Origin of the sequence: Phytoactinopolyspora limicola, assembly GCF_011320225.1 — a bacterium.
Classification (GTDB): Bacteria; Actinomycetota; Actinomycetes; order Jiangellales; family Jiangellaceae; genus Phytoactinopolyspora; species Phytoactinopolyspora limicola.
Map to the genome: position 1 here is coordinate 620783 of NZ_JAAOEN010000001.1, position 17100 is coordinate 637882.

Sequence of the window (17100 nt, forward strand, 5' to 3'; positions counted from 1 at the left end):
GAGTACTGAGCACCATGCGGATCACCGATGTCCGTGCCACCACCGTGACAGTGCCGCTGGAAGCACCGCTGCGGCACAGCAACGGGGCACACTGGGGCCGGTTCGTCCGGACGCTCGTAGAAGTCGAGGCCGACAACGGACTCATCGGCCTGGGCGAGATGGGCGGCGGCGGGCAGAGCGCCGAGGCGGCCGTCCAGGGGCTGCGCGACTACCTCGTCGGTCACGACCCGGCGCGGACCGAGGCACTACGTTTTATGCTGGCCAACCCCACCGCGAGCCTGTACAACAACCGCACCCAGCTGCTCGCGGCCATTGAATTCGCCTGCCTGGACCTCCAGGGCCAGCATCTCGGTGTCCCGGTGCACGAGCTGCTGGGCGGGCGGGTCCGCGATCGGATCGAGTTCGCCAGCTATCTGTTCTTCCGTTATCCGAACTCGACCGGTGCCGGTGAGGTCCGTACTGTCGAGCAGCTGGTGGACCACGCCCGGGAGTTACGGGAGGAGTACGGATTCCGGACTCACAAACTCAAGGGTGGCGTGTTTCCCCCGGAGTACGAATTGCGGTGCTACCGGGCGCTAGCCGAGGAGTTCCCCGGTGACCGGTTCCGGTACGACCCCAACGGGGCGTTGAGCGTCGAAGAAGGCATCCGGTTCGCCCGGGCCATCGAAGACCTGCCCAACGACTTCATCGAAGACCCCACGTTCGGCATGAACGGGTTGCGCCGGATCCGGGAGAAGACGTCCCTGCCGATCGCCACCAACACCGTCGTTGTGAACTTCGAGCAGCTCGCGGCGAACGTCCGCGACCCCGCCGTCGACGTCATCCTGCTGGACACCACGTTCTGGGGTGGCATCCGGCCATGTATCCGGGCCGCCGGAGTCTGCGAGACGTTCCAGCTGGGCGTGGCGGTGCACTCGTCCGGCGAGCTGGGTATTCAGCTAGCGTCGATGCTGCACATGGGCGCGGTGGTGCCGAACCTGACGTTCGCGGCCGACGCTCACTACCACCATCTCACGGGCGACGTCATCGCCGGCGGCAAGTTCGAGTACCGGGACGGTGCGATCGACGTGCCGTCGGCTCCGGGACTCGGTGTCACGCTGGACCGGGACAAGGTGGCCGAATACGCCGAGCTCTACCGCGAGCTGGGCAGCTACCCCTACGACCGTGACCCTGGCCGGCCCGAATGGTATCCGCTGCTGCCCAACTTCGACTACGCCGACCCGGCTGTCGCCGGTACCCCCCTGCCCGGCACCGCCGTCGCCGGCCGCACAAGGAACGAGGCATCCCCCGCATGACGACCCCCGGCACACCCGATATCCCCACCGTCGCCGACCTGACGAGCGACGTCCTCACTCACCGGTTCGACGACATGTTCAACCCGCCCGGGTTGACCAACTTTCTCGGCGCCGTCCAGGTCGACCACGACGTAGTGGCGGTGCGCAGCGTGAACTTCCCGCCGTTCTCCCATGGTGACGCCGTGACCGGAACGCTGTATCTCGATGGGCGGCTGCTGCGCTCCTACGGCCCGACGGTAGAAGTGATCTGGCGTCCGGACCAGGTTGTCCGCCGCTGCACCGTGGACGGCCTGGCCATCGAGACGGTCACGGCGTGCCCGCCCGGGGCCACCGGCGTCGTCGTCGATATCACCGTCACCAATCAGGGTGCCGAAACCAGGATCGTCCCCTTGGCCTTCTCGCTGGACTCCACCGTGACCGCGGCCGGAAAGCCGTGGCTGGAGCCGTCGCCGCCGAGTGAAGCGAACACCTTCGAGGCGATCACCGGCCGTCCCGCGGTGGTGGCCCGCGCGGAGTCGGGTAGCGCGGTCAGCATGCAGGGCCTGGACGGCGCGGGCGGAGTCCGGGATGCGCGGACGGTCTTCACCGAGTTGCGGCTGGAACCGGGCGGCAGCGGACGGGTCGGCTACGTCCACGTCGTCGCTGGCGATGAGGACGCCGCCGCCGTCGCCTACCGGGAGCTGGTCGACGACGTTCCCGGTGCGGTGCGGCGGGCCGAGGAGGAGTGGAACCGACAACTGGCCGCGGCGTTCACGCCGGGCTCCGGCGAGTTCTCCGGCAGCATGCCGATCTTGCGGACCAGTTCGGATGCGTTGCGGCGCCTGTACTGGTGGGGAGTGCTCGGTGTCATCTGGTTCCGCCGGGACAGCGCGGCCAGCGTGCTCGGCCGGGCCTACGACACCCTCATGCCGCGTTATTGGCAGACCACGACGTTCATCTGGGACTACAGCCTCAGCTCGTTCGTGCACGGCTTGCTGGACCCGGAGCCGATGCGTCGCTACATCGAACACTGGGTCAGCACCGACATCCACACCCACTTCGGTATCGAGTGGCAGACCGGCGGATCCGTCGGACCGTGGTACTCGGTGAACGACTACGCCATGACCCGCCTGGTCCGCGACTACGTCCGGCTCAGCGGCGACCGCTCGTTCCTGGACCAGCGGGTATCCGCCGCCGACGGCCCGGCCCGTCGGGTGGCCGAACATGTCGTCGAATGGTCGCAGGCATGGAAGGGCCTGCGGGCCGGCAGTGCGCTGGCCGACTACGGCGGGATCGACAACCTCCTGGAGTGCGTCAGCACCTACGTACACGAGGTGGCCAGCCTGAACGCGGCCAACGTCTGGTGCCTTCGGGCCGCCGCCGAGGTGGCCGAGCTGACCGGCGACGCCGCGACGGCAGGACGGCTGCGCGCCGACGCGGACGACCTGGCCGGCGAGGTGAAGAAGCTGTACGTCGACGGTGGAGGGTTCTTCCACGCGCGTCACCCCGATGGCCGGCTGGTGCCGGTGCGGCACTGCTACGACTTCTCGACGGTGGGCACGACCATCGCAGCCGACCTGGCCGACCATCAGCGGGCTGAGATGGTGGACTTCTTCCGTCGGGAGTTGCAGACACCGTCGTGGATGCGGGCGTTGTCTCCGTACGACGACGACGCCGTCTTCAGCGTCCGGCCGGATCACCAGTGGAACGGTGCCTACCCGGCGTGGCCCGCTGATGCCGCGCGGGCGCTGGTAGAGCTGGGTGCGCCCGACGTGGCTTTGGACTGGATCCCCGGTTTGGCCCGGACTGCCAACCAGGGCCCGCCCGGTCAGGCGCACTTCGTCGAGGAGGCGGAGGCCGCGGTCAACGGCGGTGCGGTGAAGTCGCCGCCGCAGTTCCCGTATCTGATCGACTGGGCGTGTTCGTCGGCGGGTTCATGGGCGTCGCTGGTGATCGAGTCGGTGTTCGGGGTGCGGGTTGGCCTGGATGGCGCGGTGACCGCTGATCCGATCGTGTCTCGACTGGATCCGGATGCCGTGCTGACCGGACTGGTGGTGGGTGGTGTCAGCTACGACGTCGCCGCCGATGGCACCGTCACCCCGGCGTGACAACAGGAAATGGGGTCAGGCGGAGGCGGCCTCGAGAAGGCGGCGGGGACCATCGCCGTGGCTGGCCAACTCGTCGTGGGTGTTCGCGAGCGAGCAGCGATTCAATGACAGGCAGCCACAGCCGATGCAGTCGGTGAAGTCGTCCCTGATCTGTTGCAGTTGGCGGATGCGCTCGTCCAGCTCGGTCCGCCACGTGCGGGACAGCTTCTCCCAGTCCCTTTTCGTGGGGGTGCGGCCGTCAGGCAGGCGGTCAAGAGCATTCTTGATCTCGGCCAACGGGACCCCCACCCGCTGAGCGATACGGATGAGTGCGACACGACGCAGCGTTGCTCGCGGATAACGTCGCTGGTTACCGGTGGTCCGACGGGAGTTGATCAAGCCCTTGCGCTCGTAGAAATGCAGAGCGGACACGGCGGCGCCGCTGCGTGCGGACAACTCCCCGACGGTCAGTTCCTTCTTGTCCCACGCTGGTGTGTCTCTACCGTCGTCCACTCGCCGATGCTCCCCGACTTGACCTCAACTGCGGTTGAGGTCCTATTCTATCCCGCTCCCGGCTGTCCGCGCACAACGCCCGGGCGGCCGGGCAGAGGTGCGTCGTCCGGACCGAGGGCCTGGGGTACGCCGGCAGATCGGCAGCGTGAGAGTGACGGTGAGCGATGTTAAGGATCTCGTAAGGGCCAGCCCTCCGGCTCGGGTGGCATGCTGGGCGCAGCCGGGTATGCCGGGACTAGTCGATCAGACGTGTGACCATGAGGAGTAGCAGTGCGCAACCGCCGTATCGTGTCGGCCTTGGTGATGGTCTCGGTGATGGGTGTCGCGGCGTGTGGGTCGGGTGACGACTCCGAGTCGACCGGGATGTCCGAGCCGACCACCGAATCCGTCGGCGAGCCGGAGGACCCATCCGACCCCGATGCCGATGCGGACGAGCCCACGGACGACGACACGACGGATGATCCGGCCATCGACGACGACACACCCGACGACGACACCGGAGACGACACGTCGACGGGCCAGCCGGAGGTGTCCGGGCCGGACTTCACCGGGACCACCGTCGACGGTGAGCCGTTCGACGGTGCCAGCTTGGCCGGCCAGCCAGTGGTGCTCTGGTTCTGGGCCCCGTGGTGCCCGAAGTGTGTGGCGCAGGCGCCGACGGTGCTGTCGGTGGCGGCGGAGCATGCCGACGAGGTGGTTGTGGTCGGCGTCGCCGGTCTGGCCGCGGCCGACGACATGCCAGCGTTTATCGACGACACCGGAACCGGCGAGTTGACCCACCTGTCCGACCCCGACGGGCACATCTGGCGGGAGTACGGTGTGGCCGAACAGAGCACCTACGTCTTGCTCGACTCCAGCGGCGAGCCGGTAGCCAGTGGGAACTTCAGCGCGGATGATCTTGCTCAGCGGGTCGCCGATCTGGACTGAACGGCGGCGCGGCGGTTCACGATGCCGCACCTGGCAGAGCCCGCCGAGATGGGTTCAGCACGGCCTGGTCGGCGGCGGCGCGACCGGCACCGTAGCCGGCGGCGTTGCCGACCGAGAACGAACGTTTCGCTACCCGGCCGCCGAACAGGGCGGCGAACAGATCGTCGACCGCCAGTTCCCGGCGGGCGAGTGCCGGGAGCAACGCCGCGCCAGCTGCGGCCACGGTGTCGGTGGTGACCTCGTGCAAACGCTCGCCGATGCGGGTGGCATAGGCGATGAGGAAAGACCGCCGGTACGAGCGAGTGCGCGACTGGCCGCCCCGCGTGACCTGCCGGCCAGCGTCGAGCATCGCCCGAGTGGCCTGCACCATGAGAGACGTGGCGAGCAGTTCGACGGCTTCGAGATCGGTGATGTCGCCCAGTACGGTGACGAAGCCGAGCCTCTCGTAGCTGACCGTGCGACACCGGTTCGCGGCGGCGACCTCCGCGACGAGTAGTGACTTGGCACCGATGTAGGGGGCGTCGAGCCAGATCCGGCACGCCGTGACGGAGGTGCTGGCAGCACCGGTCGACTCGGCGGCGGCACGCTCGACGGAGTGGCGAGCCATGAGGTCTTGCGCCTTGGCCGATAGCGCCTCCGCTTCCTCCGGGAACGTGGTCGATTCCGCCTTGGCCAGCAGGGCGCGGACCTTACTCAGGATCTTCTCGTCGACCGGGGTGGTGTCGGTTGGTGCGCCCGCCGCGCCGTCCTGCCCCGGGGGCGGGACGATGACCGGCAGAGTGCCCAGGCTCATCAGGAGGCCGAGCAGTTCGACAACCACCAAGACCATGGCCTCGCGGTGGAGATGATGCCGCACCGCCCACTGGACGGCCAGCGGCTGGTCGGCCCGCCACCACGCCTGGGCGCCAAGATGGTCTAGCTGGGCGCGCCATCGTGGGTGGAGCCCAGCCGCTGAGTGCTGTGCGGCGTGTTCGGCGATCACATCGATGGCAAACCCCGCCGCCAGCGCGGAGCAGTGTCGCCGAGCCATCTGGTGGACGTCGGTCGGCATCCAGCCGCGGCTCCACACCTGGGTGAGCCAGGTGCGCAGCACGCCGGAGATCGCGGCGTCGACGTGGCGCTCGGCGTCGACGTCGGCGGGATCGAAATGATGGGCCAACGGGCCGGCGAGTTCGACGGCAGCGTCGAGGTTGTTGCGGGAGTGCAGGGCGGCGGCTCGTTCCAGAGTCTCGACGATGTCGTGGACCCGGGCGTGGTGGTGTTCGCTCATCGATGGCTTTCTGACGTTGCGGGTGGGTCGTGACCCATCATGTCCGGAGGTGAGCGCCGGCAAAAGACCATCTCGTCGAGCTGTGGATAACTCAGCGATGGGTAGGCGTTCGTGATCCTGATCGGCTCGAGATCCCCGCTTATCACCGGGTTGGGCGGCACGCTTTGGTGGGCCTGTGGACGACGGAGTTCGAGGCGACGTGGCCGCTGGGTTGGTCAATCCAGGCGAATGCCAGCGGCCAGGCGGGCGAACGTGCGGTCGATCACCTCGTCGAGCGGTTCTCGGTACTGAGTCTCGTGCCAGTACGTCAGGGTGGCCATGAGTGCTGCCGTCTGCACCGCGGCGACGATCCGGAGCTCTAGATCGTCGGCGCTCCACCGGGAGTAACGGGCGAAGAGTTCGCGGAGCGCGATTTCGGTCTCCTCGACCTGTTGCAGCATCCCCGCGTGAACCGTGGGTTCGCCTATCGCGTAGCGCATGCGCCTGCGGATGAAGCCCTCCTCGGCCCGCAACAGCTCCCGGAAGCTGGAGGACAGGGCGTTCTGCATGGCCGTCAGGATGTCGTGGTCGACTAGCTCGCGTTCCAGGGCGTCGAACAATATGGGGTCGTATTCGTCGAATAAGACGAGCTGTTCCTTAGTGCCAAAGTACCGATAGATGGAGCTCGGTGAGACCTCGGCGACCGCTGCGATGCGCTCGATCGTGACGTTGATGTAGCCGTTTTCGTCGAAGAGGTCGAGTGCCGTCCGCTGGATGTGACGCATCGCATCCAGCTTCTTGCGTTCACGTCGGCTCGGCTCGGCTCTCATCGCGAGTGATGGTACCGCCGAGCACGACGTGTTGTGGCACGCCACCGCCGCAGCTGGCTGGGCCGCGCGGTGGATACCACTGCGTGGACCGATTCACTTGGTGCCGAGCACCTGTGTCCACCAGGTGTTGAGCAGGCCACGTTCGGCTCCGACCCCAATCGCGGTGAACTCGCAGTTCGTGAGCCTCGCCCGCGATTCGGGGTCTTTCATCCAGCCGTTCACGGCGGCCCGTGCGCTGAGCAATCCACGTGCGATGTTCTCTTCGACCGATGCCTGATATCCGGCCGCCTGGGCCCGGTCGTCAGGCCCGTGGCCGGCTGGATTGACGTGTGAGTAGAACCTGCGCTCACGCATGTCGGTGCTGTGCATGCGGGCGGCGTCGGTCAGGTACGGGTCAGCGCGCAGGTCGGTGCAACCGACGTCTCGGCGGACCTGGTTCGTCGTGTCGAGCAGGAGCTGTTCGGCACTGGTGAGAATAGGCGGGTCCGGTGGTGGTGATGGCGTTGTGGTGGGTGTGGGGGTCGGCGTGTGCGTCGGGGTTGGGGTCGGTGTGTAGGCGTCAGTAGTGGTGGGTGTCGGCGACGGCGTGTCGGTCGGTGACGGTGTAGGACTAGGCGACGAGGTCGCGGTGGCCGTGGGGGTCGGGCTGGCCGACGGCACTGGATCCGTCGGCTCCGAACTGGGTGGCTGCGGCCCGTGACCGCCTGGACCGCCGGACCCGCCGGACCCGCCAGATCCGCCGGATGTGTCCTGGCCGGCACCGCCGGTGTGCGAACCTGGCCCACTCCCGTTGTCACCGGGTTGGGTGAAGTCACCTAGCCCTAAGCCGAGCAGCGAGCCGAGCGAGCCATCGCGTTCGGCTGAGCGGGACGGCTGGTTCCCCGGTGTGCGGTAGTCATCGACCAGCCCGCCGTCGAGCCGCGGGGTGGTCGGCTCATCTGGTCCCAGCGCTCCGACGGCCGCCTCGGCACCGCCATGCCCTCGTCCGGCCGTCGCGTCACCCGCCCCGGGCTCGTACTCACGTAGCGCGACGTATGCACCCACCACGATGGTGAGCGGGAGTACTACGGAGGCTGTGAAGCGCAGCCGGGCTAGAAAGCCCGAACCCATGGTGGGCTTCGTCTGCACAGGCTCGTATGGCACACCCTCGGAGCTTTTACGATGGCGTGGATGCCGATGTTGCACGTGTCCCCTACCCTTCCGCGGTTACCCGTGGACCCAAGAATGGGAAGATACCGGAGAATCAAGGCCGGCGCATATGGGCCGACTGTCCCATTCTCGTCAGCTAGACGCCCTATGGCAGGACCTTATTCGACATGTCCGATCAAGACCTGACTTGTGTGGTTGCCGCCGCGATCGTGGACGATCTGACGGTGCCGCGCCGGTTGCTGGCTGCCCGCCGGACCGCGCCGCCGCGGCTGGCCGGTCAATGGGAGTTCCCGGGCGGCAAAGTGGAGCGAGGCGAGCGTCCTCGGGCGGCATTACGCCGGGAGCTGCGGGAAGAGCTGGGTATCGAGGTCCGCCTGGGCACTGAAGTGCCAGGGCCGAAGGCGGGGTACTGGGCGCTCGCCCCCGGACTCGTGATGCGATTGTGGTGGGCTGTCGTCTCCGGCGGGCAGCCCACTCCACGGCAGGATCATGACGAACTGCGCTGGCTCGATACCGGCCAATGGCTCGACGTGCCGTGGCTGGCGGCCGACGTTGGTATCGTGCGGCATCTAGTGTCGTGCACCAGCACCAGCACCAGCACCAGCATCGGTCACGTCCACGGCAGGTGAACGGTGGCCGGCGATATTCGTCGAGGATCACCGATCGATATGTCCATCTACCGGTGGATGCGCGTGTTCGGCATGCGGAACTAAGCTAGCGCTGTGGCTACAGCACAACACCCGCAGATCGGAGACGACGGTGGCATCCGTGCCTCGGACGCCGAGCGGGACAACGTCGTCGAGTTGCTTTCCGAGCACACCACGAGCGGCCGGCTGACCCTGGCCGAGCTGGAGGAGCGGGTCGCGCGGGCCTTTGAGGCCAAGACCCGCAGCGAGCTGGCCGCGTTGACCACCGACCTCCCAGCCCCCGTCGCCACCCCGGCCGATCGGTCACCGAGCAACCGCAAGGTCACCAGGTGGATCGTGGCGATGATGGGTGGGGCCAGCAAACGCGGCCGGTGGCGGGTGGCCGAACGGCTCCGAGTGGTGGCGATCATGGGTGGGCACGACGTCGACCTGCGCGACGCCGAGTTGGAAAGCGACGACACCACCATCGTGGCGGTGAGCATCATGGGTGGGTCGGACATCTACGTGCCGGACACCGTAGAGGTCGACGTCAGCGGCTTCAGCCTCATGGGTGGCACCGACGAGCGGGGTAGTTCCCGGGCGCCCCGGCCGGGGGCGCCGCGTATCCGAATCCAGGTGTTCGATCTTATGGGTGGCAGCACTGTATGGCGGCTGCCGGAGGAAGCCAGGGGTAAGTCGCTGAAAGAAGCCCGCAAGCTCGCCAAGCAAGTCGGCTGAACCGATCACCCGCAGGTGGCGACGGGGGTCAGGTATCCGTGCCGCGGTCGTCGTCTGAAGGCACCAGACAGGCGTGCTCCAGCGCCATCGCGGTCACCGTGGCGGCCAGCGCGGCACCGACCATCAGGGCCGCCCGCACCAAGGCGTCGCGGCCCATCGGGCTGCCAAGGTGATCCACCGACAAAACCGCCAGCCCCACGTAGCCGCCGGCCAGCGCCGCGCCGAAGAACTCCGACGCCTTCGCCAGCGCCAGAATCCGGGCGACCCGCAACGGGTGGAAGTACCGATCGTACCGGCGCTCCTCTATCCAGCCACGTACCAGCCGCGCGCCGATGAACATCATCACGGCGAGAATCGCGATGAAGATCAGCAGCACCGCGGGCACCAACGGCAGCGCACCGGTGCTGTTGTGCACCAAGCGGCTGATGGACCAGCCAATGGGAACCGCGATCAACGCTGTCCATGCCAGGGCCGAGAGCTTGGTCTTCTGCATAGAGCTCAGCGATGCCTGGAGCGGGCGGGCAGGCGCGGGCCGGGAGCGCCGATCATGATCAGGCGGGTAGCTCGAGGATGTCGTCGGTCCTGCGCACCCCGGTGGCATCCACGGCGGAGTTGAGGTCGACGACCCGGCCGAGACCGGGAACGTTGAAGTCCGGATCCACGTCCGACCACGGCATTAGCACGAAAGCGCGGCCAGCGAGGCGCGGATGTGGCACCTGGAGATCTTCGTCGTTGGCGGTGACATCGCCGACGGCCAGGACGTCGACGTCCAGGGTGCGTGAGCCGTCGGGTTCGTCCCGGGTGCGGCCGTACGCCGCCTCGGTGGCCATGGCCCGCTCCAGCATGGACCGTGGCGAGAGGGTGGTGTCGACGACGAGGACGGCATTGAGGAACGTGGGCTGCCCGGGAGGGCCACCGACCGGGTCGGTCTCGTAGACCGGGGACACCGCCACCGGGACGATCTCGGGTGAGTCGGTGAGGGCGTCGACCGCACCCTGGAGGAAGTCCAGCCGTTCGCCGAGGTTGCTGCCGAGGGCGAAGGCGGCCCGCCGTAAGGGACGGAGGTCGCCAGTCAGCGTGTCGGCATCGACGACGTTGGGATTGGGAACGTTGGTCACGTGCGGGCCCTTCGTATAGTCACGGTCACGTCACCGACCGGCACCGTGGTAGGCGCCTCCGGTTTGTGCACGGTCACTTCGACATCCTCCACCCGGATGTCGTTCAAGCAGATGTCGGCGATCCGCTGGGCAAGGGTCTCGACCAGCTTGACCGGCTCGCCTTCGATGACGCCGACGACGCGCTCGGCAAGGATGCCGTAGTCGACGGTATCGGACAATTCATCACTAGCTGCCGCCGGGCGTGTGTCGACACCGAGGGTGACGTCGACAACGAACGGCTGGCCCTGCTCGCGTTCGTGCGGGAACCAGCCATGGCGTCCATACGCGGCGATGGCACGCAGTTCAATCCGGTCAGGCACGAGACGACCCTAGCTGGAGTGCGGGTGTCCGCGCTGCCCCCGGGGTCAGTGGATTAGGACACGCCCGCCATTGGCGCCTTGTCGTGATCCCACAGCGGCGCGGCGTGCCAGTGGTGATTCACTGCTCGTTCGGGGGCCGTTCATGTCCATGAGCTAGCTCGGTGCCGAGGCGAGCGGCGACGACCACCGCGTCGGCGTTGGCCGGTACTTCGTGCACCCTGACGCACCAGACCCGATCGAGCGCGATCGTCGTGGTGAGAGCGGTGCTGGCGGCGTCGCGCTGGGCTGGTGGCCGGCGTGCGCCGGTGTGCGGGTCGGCGAGGAGCTCACCGAGGAACGTCTTGCGGGACGCGGCCACCAGCACCGGGTAGCCGGCGGCCACGATTTCCGGCATCCGGCTAAGAATGGTCCAGTTGTGCTCCCAGGTCTTGGCGAAGCCCAAGCCAGGGTCGATGATGATCTGATCGGTGTCTACCCCGGCGCGCTGAGCGGCGTCGATGCGGGGCCGCAGCTCGGCCATCAACTCGGTGACGACGTCGGTGTAGCTGGTGTGTTCCTGCATATGGTCGGCGTGTCCACGCCAGTGCATGAGCACCACGGGCACGTGGGCGTCGGCGACGACGCGCAGAAGTTCGGGATCGGCCAGTCCGCCGGAGACGTCGTTGACGAGGCTTGCACCTACCTCGAGCGCTCGCCGGGCCACCTCGGCTCGCATGGTGTCGACCGACACGGTGACACCTGCCGCGGCGAGTTCGCGGATGACTGGGACAACGCGGCGCAGTTCCTCGTCGACGGGTGGCCGCTGCGCACCGGGCCGGGTCGATTCGCCGCCCACGTCGACGATGTCCGCGCCCTGGGCGGCCAGCCGTAGGCCGTGGTCGACCGCTGCCTGCGCGTCGAACCACAGCCCACCGTCGGAGAACGAGTCGGGCGTGACATTAACCACGCCCATGACCAGGCACCGCGGGGGTTGCGGCAATCCCACCGCGTAGGCTGCCGGCCGGCCGCGCATCTGCCCTGTATTCACCGTTCTAGTGTGCCGCAGTAGCCGGGCTCACCGAGCCCATGGGGCCTTCGTCAGCTGGGATCAGGCGGCGCGGGGACGGTGACCTCACCCCGGGCGGCGGCCAATGCGATGTCAGTGCGGTGGTGGCCGCCATCGAGGGAGATCCTGGTGAGCCCGGCGTAAGCGGCGTCACGGGCGGCGTCGAGGTCGGCTCCGAGCGCCGTGACGGACAACACGCGTCCTCCGCTGGAGACGATGCTGCCGCCGGAGTCGAGCCGGGTTCCCGCGTGCAGGACATCCACGCCGGGGAGTTCGGCGGCGGCGTCCAGCCCGGTGAGGGGGTCGCCGGTACGCGGTGCCTCCGGGTATCCGGGCGCGGCGAGCACGACGCTCACGGCGGCCGCGGGATCCCAGTGCGGGCCCGGGTGCTCGGCGAGCCGGCCGGTGGCGGCAGCCAACAGCAGCCCACCCAGGCCGGAACGGAGGCGGGCGAAGACCGGCTGGATGTCCGGGTCGCCGAACCGGGCGTTGAACTCGACGACGCGGACTCCACGAGCGGTGACGGCCAGTCCGGTGTAGAGGGCACCGACGAAGGGTGTGCCGCGGCTGCGCATCTCGTCGATGGTGGGGACGACCACCCGGGCGAGGACATCGTCGACGAAGTCGTCCGGAAGCCACGGCAGCGGCGAATACGCCCCCATACCGCCGGTGTTGGGGCCGGCGTCGCCGTCGTGGGCGCGTTTGAAGTCTTGGGCGGGCGGGAACGGCACGACGGACTCTCCGTCGGTGACGCAGAACAGCGACACCTCCGGGCCGTCGAGGTATTCCTCGATGACGACCGTTCCACACGATTTCGCGTGGGCGAGCGCGATGGTCCGATCACGGGTGACGACGACGCCCTTGCCTGCCGCCAGTCCGTCGTCCTTCACCACGTACGGTGCTCCGAAGCGGTCGAGGGCGGCCTCGACCTGGTCGACGGTGTCGCACACGACGGCCATGGCGGTGGGGACGCCGGCGGCGGCCATGACTTCTTTGGCGAACGCCTTGGACCCTTCTAGCCGGGCGGCCTGGGCCGACGGCCCGAAGCAGGGGATCTCACGAGCCCGCACGGCATCGGCGACGCCGTGTACCAGGGGTGCCTCAGGGCCGATGACAACGAGGTCGGCGGCGATCCTGGCAGCGAGGTCGGCGACCGCGCTGCCGCGGTTGATGTCGACCTGGTGGATGGTGGCGTCGGCGGCCATGCCGGCGTTGCCGGGTGCGGCATGAACCTCGGTGACGTCGGGATCGTGGAGTAGGCGGCGGACGATGGCGTGCTCGCGCCCGCCGGAGCCGATGACAAGGGTCCTCACGCGCGCCGAGCCTACTGTATCCGCTGATCATGAACACTTTCCCGGGCTATATGCCGGGAAAGTGTTCATGATCATTGGAGGCGGTACGCTCGATGTGGTGACGGGTATAGACCAATGGAGTGTGACGCAGTGATCAGCAGCGAAGGATCGGTGAGTGTGACGGGCAACGGACGATGGATCGACCTGGCCGGAGCGGTGAATGTCCGCGACCTCGGCGGGCTGCCCACGCACGATGGCAACGTTACTCAGTTCGGGCGGGTGCTACGTGCGGACAATCTTCAGGATCTGACCCAGGCGGACATCTCACACCTCGTCGGCACACTCGGATTGTCCGACGTCATCGACCTCCGTAGCGGCGCCGAACTCCAGATCGAAGGTCCTGGCCCCTTGGTCCGGATGCCAGATGTCACCATCCACCACTACTCCATGCTGGCCGAGGCGGATCGCGACACCGGCGTGGACGGCGAGGCCGTCCTGCCCTGGGCCCGCACGGAGGAGGAGGTCGAAGAACGGCCATGGTTGCCGCCGGGCGAGTTCTACCTGCTCACGCTCAAGCAGCGGCCCGACGCCGTGCTCTCGGCCCTACGGGTGATCTCCGCCAGCTCCGGTGCCGCGCTGGCGCACTGTGCGGCCGGCAAGGATCGCACGGGCATCCTGGTGGCACTGGCTCTCACGGCCGTGGGTGTACCGGAGGACGCGATCGTCGAGGACTACGCGCTCTCGAACACCCGCATCGAGCGGATCATCGAGCGGCTCAAGACCCGGCCCGCGTATGCCGAAGACCTCGACAGCCGGCCGATGAGCAGTCATTTCGCCCTGCCGGAAACCATGCGGGAGTTCCTGGCATTGGCCGACGACGAGTTCGGTGGGCTGATGGCGTGGCTGACCGGTCACGGCTGGACGGACGTGGACACCGACGCGATGCGGGCCCGCCTGCTCGCCTGACCAGCTGAAATGAACGGTTCGACGGTACCGGGCGCGGGCCACTACCCGGCAGTGGTGGTGCCGCTGGCGCTGTTCCACTGGCCGTGGTGCACGACGTCGGCCAGGCCGCGGCGGCCGCGCTTCAACGACGGCGAGCGACGGTCCGCCGCGCGGTGACCGATGCTGATGGCGCCGATCGGTTTAAACGTGTCGGGAATACCAAACTCGGTCCGGAAGGTATCGATCCGTTCGGGTGGGATCCCGAAGAAACACGCCCCTAGGCCTTCGTCGACGACCGCCAGCAGCATCAGCATGCTGGCCATGCCCGTGTCGATGTCCCAGTAAGGTGCCGGCCACCGGGCCTCGTCCCGATCGGTCCACCCCTTGTCTGGTGCGGCGTACCGCTCGATGTATGCCTCTTTGCTCGACAACGGCACGATGATCACCGGGGCGCGACGTAAACCCGCCGACCACGCGTCGGAGCCGGCGCCGGCCGGGGTGGTGGCCGCCCAGAAGCGCTGGACGTCGTTGGCGGAGTCGAGCCGCAGAAACGCCCAGCCCTGGCTGAAGCCGGCACTGGGAGCATGGAGGGCCTGCGAAAGGATGCGCTCGACGACGGCCGGGTCGACGGGCTCGTCGGTGTAGTTGCGCACCATCCGGCGCCGGCGTATCGCGTCGGTCAACTCCATGAGTACACCCTGCTCCGATGGTGCACGGCGGCGCGAGCTACCGGTTCACCCATGGTTGGTGCCCCGCGATGTCACTCGGCGTCGAGGTCGCGTTCGAGCAGCGCTACCAGCGTGTCCAACGCTTGGTCGGCGTGGTCGCCTTCGGCGGAGAGGATGACTTGGTCGCCCTGTTCCACGCCGAGCGTCATGATGGACAGGATGCTGGAGGCGTCGACCGGATCACCGTCCGGCTTGCGGATGGTGACCTTGGTGGGCTGCTCCGCGGCAGCCTTCACGAACACGGCGGCCGGGCGGGCGTGCAGGCCGGATTGGCTGGCGACAACGGTAGTGCGCTCGGGCACGATACTCCCTCGACGTCGTGACGCTGACAGGTCGAGGGTATCTCGTCTCGGACAGATGGCAGCCGACACCGGGGCGTCGAGCGCCCGCTTCGCCTTCACCGGTCCGACGGTGGATACTGGCACTCAGACTTCTCACTTCTCGATGCTGCGGGGTGAGAGCGGGCCGCCGTCCGTCGCAGTCGTTCGTAGTGAATGGAGCACGTATGCCGATCGCCACCCCTGACATCTATGCGGAGATGATCACTCGAGCCAAGGACGGCTCGTTCGCCTACCCCGCCATCAACGTCTCGTCGTCGCAGACGCTCAACGCCGCGCTGCGCGGGTTCGCCGAGGCCGAGAGCGACGGAATCATCCAGGTTTCCACCGGCGGTGCCGAGTACCTGTCCGGCCCCACCATCAAAGACCGGGTGCGGGGCGCCATCGCCTTCGCCGCCTTCGCCCGGGAGGTCGCCAAGAGCTACGACGTGCAGATCGCCCTGCACACCGACCACGCTCCCGTCGACGCGGTGGAGAACTGGGTGAAGCCGCTGTTGGCCGCCTCGTCCGAGCGGGTGAAGAACGGTGGTGAGCCACTGTTCGGCTCGCACATGTGGGACGGCTCGGCCGTGCCGCTGGAGGAGAACCTCAAGCTGGCTGAGGAGTTGCTGGCGCTCTCGGCTGAAGCCAAGACGTTGTTGGAGATCGAGGTCGGCGTCGTCGGTGGCGAGGAAGACGGTGTCGCCCACGAGATCAACGACAAGCTCTACACCACGGTCGAGGACGGCCTGGCGACGGCCGCGGCCTTGGGCACCGGCGAGAAGGGCACCTACCTGACCGCGCTGACGTTCGGCAACGTCCACGGCGTATACAAGCCGGGTAACGTCAAGCTGCGGCCGGACATCCTGCGCGACATCCAGCAGACCGTCGGCCAGAAGTATGGCAAGGAGAAGCCGTTCAACCTGGTTTTCCACGGCGGCTCTGGATCCACCGCCGAGGAGATCTCGGCCGCGGTGGACTACGGCGTGATCAAGATGAACATCGACACCGACACTCAATACGCGTTCACCCGGCCGGTCGTCGACCACATGTTCACCAACTACGACGGCGTTCTGAAGATCGACGGCGAGGTTGGCAACAAGAAGACCTACGACCCCCGGGCGTGGGGTAAGTCGGCCGAAGCCGGCATGTCCGCGCGTATCGTCGAGGCGTGCCAGCAGCTCCGTTCAGCGGGCCAGAGGATGCGCTGATGACCGGGGAGAACCTGTTCGGCGGTCCGGCCGAGACCAAACTCCCGGACGAACCCGCCGCGCGCGAAGCGCTGGCCGCCGGAGTCGACCCGGCCACCGTCGCGGCGTCGAACCCGTCATCGTCACTGGCGTGGGCGGTGCTCGCCGACCGTGCGTTCGAGGCCGGCGACGTAGTGTCGTCCTACGCCTTCGCCCGGACCGGATACCACCGCGGCCTGGACCAACTCCGTCGGGCAGGGTGGAAGGGCCATGGACCGGTTCCGTGGGAGCACGAGCCGAACCGGGGATTCCTGCGTGCGCTGCATGCCCTGGGCCGGGCCGCGGAATCGATCGGTGAATCCGACGAGGCCGAGCGGTGCGCCCAGTTCCTCCGCGACTCCAGTCCTTCGGCCGCGGCCGAGTTGTCGTGACCGGTTCAGGATGCCCGACGGGCCAACGAATGTGTGCCCCGGACATCAGCGCGGTGGCGCGTTGGGGTCTGCCGAAGCGGCCGGCCCCGGGGCGGACGTACGGGGTGGGGGGCTCCATGGTCACGATGGACGACATGAGCCCCCCACCGCTACGAGAAGTAGGCGGAATCGCCCCCTGCCGCGATTCCGACACCTTCTACGCCACATCATGCCCAATACCGGGGACACCCGCAGCAGATCTTCGGGTTCGCCCGGGCGCGGCTCATCGCCGTCCGCCGCTCC

Annotated in this window: 19 protein-coding genes; 8 read left to right on the top strand and 11 right to left on the bottom strand. The window is 67.8% G+C overall.

Annotated features, from left to right (window positions below; all coding sequences use genetic code 11):
• Positions 1 to 14: 14 nt before the first annotated feature.
• Positions 15 to 1295, top strand: a complete 1281-nt coding sequence (locus G8760_RS03065) for an enolase C-terminal domain-like protein (RefSeq protein ID WP_166346424.1) — start codon at positions 15 to 17, stop codon at positions 1293 to 1295.
• Positions 1292 to 3382 carry an MGH1-like glycoside hydrolase domain-containing protein gene (locus G8760_RS03070; RefSeq protein ID WP_166346427.1) on the top strand — a complete coding sequence of 697 codons (2091 nt, stop codon included), beginning with the start codon at positions 1292 to 1294 and terminating at the stop codon, positions 3380 to 3382. Before G8760_RS03065 ends, G8760_RS03070 begins: the two co-directional genes overlap by 4 nt.
• A gap of 15 nt (positions 3383 to 3397) precedes the next feature.
• Here G8760_RS03070 and soxR read toward each other — a convergent pair whose 3' ends face one another.
• On the bottom strand, positions 3398 to 3874 hold the full coding sequence (gene soxR, locus G8760_RS03075; protein WP_166346430.1) for a redox-sensitive transcriptional activator SoxR: 477 nt from the start codon (positions 3872 to 3874) through the stop codon (positions 3398 to 3400).
• A 270-nt stretch (positions 3875 to 4144) separates the two neighbouring features.
• On the opposite strand from soxR, the gene G8760_RS03080 reads away from it, so the two are divergent.
• A complete protein-coding gene (locus G8760_RS03080) occupies positions 4145 to 4801 on the top strand; it encodes a redoxin domain-containing protein (protein ID WP_207781961.1) in 657 nt (218 codons plus the stop codon).
• 16 nt (positions 4802 to 4817) lie between these two features.
• On the opposite strand, the gene G8760_RS03085 is transcribed toward G8760_RS03080, so the two are convergent.
• From G8760_RS03085 to G8760_RS03095, 3 genes are all read right to left on the bottom strand, one after another.
• On the bottom strand, positions 4818 to 6071 hold the full coding sequence (locus tag G8760_RS03085) for a DUF2786 domain-containing protein (protein WP_166346435.1): 1254 nt from the start codon (positions 6069 to 6071) through the stop codon (positions 4818 to 4820).
• A gap of 215 nt (positions 6072 to 6286) precedes the next feature.
• A complete protein-coding gene (locus G8760_RS03090; RefSeq protein WP_166346438.1) occupies positions 6287 to 6880 on the bottom strand; it encodes a TetR/AcrR family transcriptional regulator in 594 nt (197 codons plus the stop codon).
• Positions 6881 to 6973: 93 nt separating this feature from the next.
• Positions 6974 to 8008 (bottom strand): CAP domain-containing protein, encoded by a 1035-nt coding sequence (locus G8760_RS03095; RefSeq protein ID WP_166346441.1) that lies wholly within the window; start codon positions 8006 to 8008, stop codon positions 6974 to 6976.
• A 188-nt stretch (positions 8009 to 8196) separates the two neighbouring features.
• On the opposite strand from G8760_RS03095, the gene G8760_RS03100 reads away from it, so the two are divergent.
• Entirely contained in the window at positions 8197 to 8658 is a 462-nt protein-coding gene (locus G8760_RS03100) for a (deoxy)nucleoside triphosphate pyrophosphohydrolase (RefSeq protein ID WP_166346446.1), read from the top strand.
• A 93-nt stretch (positions 8659 to 8751) separates the two neighbouring features.
• On the top strand, positions 8752 to 9393 hold the full coding sequence (locus G8760_RS03105) for a DUF1707 SHOCT-like domain-containing protein (protein WP_166346449.1): 642 nt from the start codon (positions 8752 to 8754) through the stop codon (positions 9391 to 9393).
• A gap of 28 nt (positions 9394 to 9421) precedes the next feature.
• Here G8760_RS03105 and G8760_RS03110 read toward each other — a convergent pair whose 3' ends face one another.
• The 5 genes from G8760_RS03110 to purD form a co-directional block, all read right to left on the bottom strand.
• Positions 9422 to 9886 carry a DUF3180 domain-containing protein gene (locus tag G8760_RS03110; protein ID WP_166346452.1) on the bottom strand — a complete coding sequence of 155 codons (465 nt, stop codon included), beginning with the start codon at positions 9884 to 9886 and terminating at the stop codon, positions 9422 to 9424.
• A 58-nt stretch (positions 9887 to 9944) separates the two neighbouring features.
• A complete protein-coding gene (gene folK, locus G8760_RS03115; protein ID WP_166346455.1) occupies positions 9945 to 10511 on the bottom strand; it encodes a 2-amino-4-hydroxy-6-hydroxymethyldihydropteridine diphosphokinase in 567 nt (188 codons plus the stop codon).
• Complete coding sequence (folB, locus tag G8760_RS03120; RefSeq protein WP_166346458.1) at positions 10508 to 10870, bottom strand: dihydroneopterin aldolase; 363 nt, start codon at positions 10868 to 10870, stop codon at positions 10508 to 10510. The genes folK and folB overlap by 4 nt, the downstream gene beginning before the upstream one ends.
• A 118-nt stretch (positions 10871 to 10988) precedes the next feature.
• Positions 10989 to 11882: a dihydropteroate synthase gene (gene folP / locus G8760_RS03125; RefSeq protein WP_166347956.1), complete on the bottom strand. Its 894-nt coding sequence runs from the start codon at positions 11880 to 11882 to the stop codon at positions 10989 to 10991.
• Between the two features lie 65 nt (positions 11883 to 11947).
• The gene (gene purD / locus G8760_RS03130) at positions 11948 to 13228 is read right to left on the bottom strand and encodes a phosphoribosylamine--glycine ligase (RefSeq protein ID WP_166346461.1); all 1281 of its coding nucleotides are present in this window, start codon (positions 13226 to 13228) and stop codon (positions 11948 to 11950) included.
• A gap of 156 nt (positions 13229 to 13384) precedes the next feature.
• On the opposite strand from purD, the gene G8760_RS03135 reads away from it, so the two are divergent.
• Positions 13385 to 14173, top strand: a complete 789-nt coding sequence (locus tag G8760_RS03135) for a tyrosine-protein phosphatase (RefSeq protein ID WP_207781962.1) — start codon at positions 13385 to 13387, stop codon at positions 14171 to 14173.
• A 41-nt stretch (positions 14174 to 14214) separates the two neighbouring features.
• Here G8760_RS03135 and G8760_RS03140 read toward each other — a convergent pair whose 3' ends face one another.
• Both G8760_RS03140 and G8760_RS03145 read right to left on the bottom strand, forming a co-directional pair.
• Positions 14215 to 14841: a nitroreductase family protein gene (locus G8760_RS03140; protein WP_166346467.1), complete on the bottom strand. Its 627-nt coding sequence runs from the start codon at positions 14839 to 14841 to the stop codon at positions 14215 to 14217.
• A gap of 71 nt (positions 14842 to 14912) precedes the next feature.
• A complete protein-coding gene (locus G8760_RS03145) occupies positions 14913 to 15182 on the bottom strand; it encodes an HPr family phosphocarrier protein (RefSeq protein WP_166346470.1) in 270 nt (89 codons plus the stop codon).
• Positions 15183 to 15370: 188 nt separating this feature from the next.
• Between G8760_RS03145 and fbaA the strand changes: the two genes are divergently transcribed.
• Both fbaA and G8760_RS03155 read left to right on the top strand, forming a co-directional pair.
• Positions 15371 to 16408: a class II fructose-bisphosphate aldolase gene (gene fbaA, locus G8760_RS03150; protein ID WP_281355126.1), complete on the top strand. Its 1038-nt coding sequence runs from the start codon at positions 15371 to 15373 to the stop codon at positions 16406 to 16408.
• Positions 16405 to 16818, top strand: a complete 414-nt coding sequence (locus tag G8760_RS03155) for a DUF3151 family protein (protein WP_166347959.1) — start codon at positions 16405 to 16407, stop codon at positions 16816 to 16818. Before fbaA ends, G8760_RS03155 begins: the two co-directional genes overlap by 4 nt.
• Positions 16819 to 17100 lie beyond the last annotated feature (282 nt).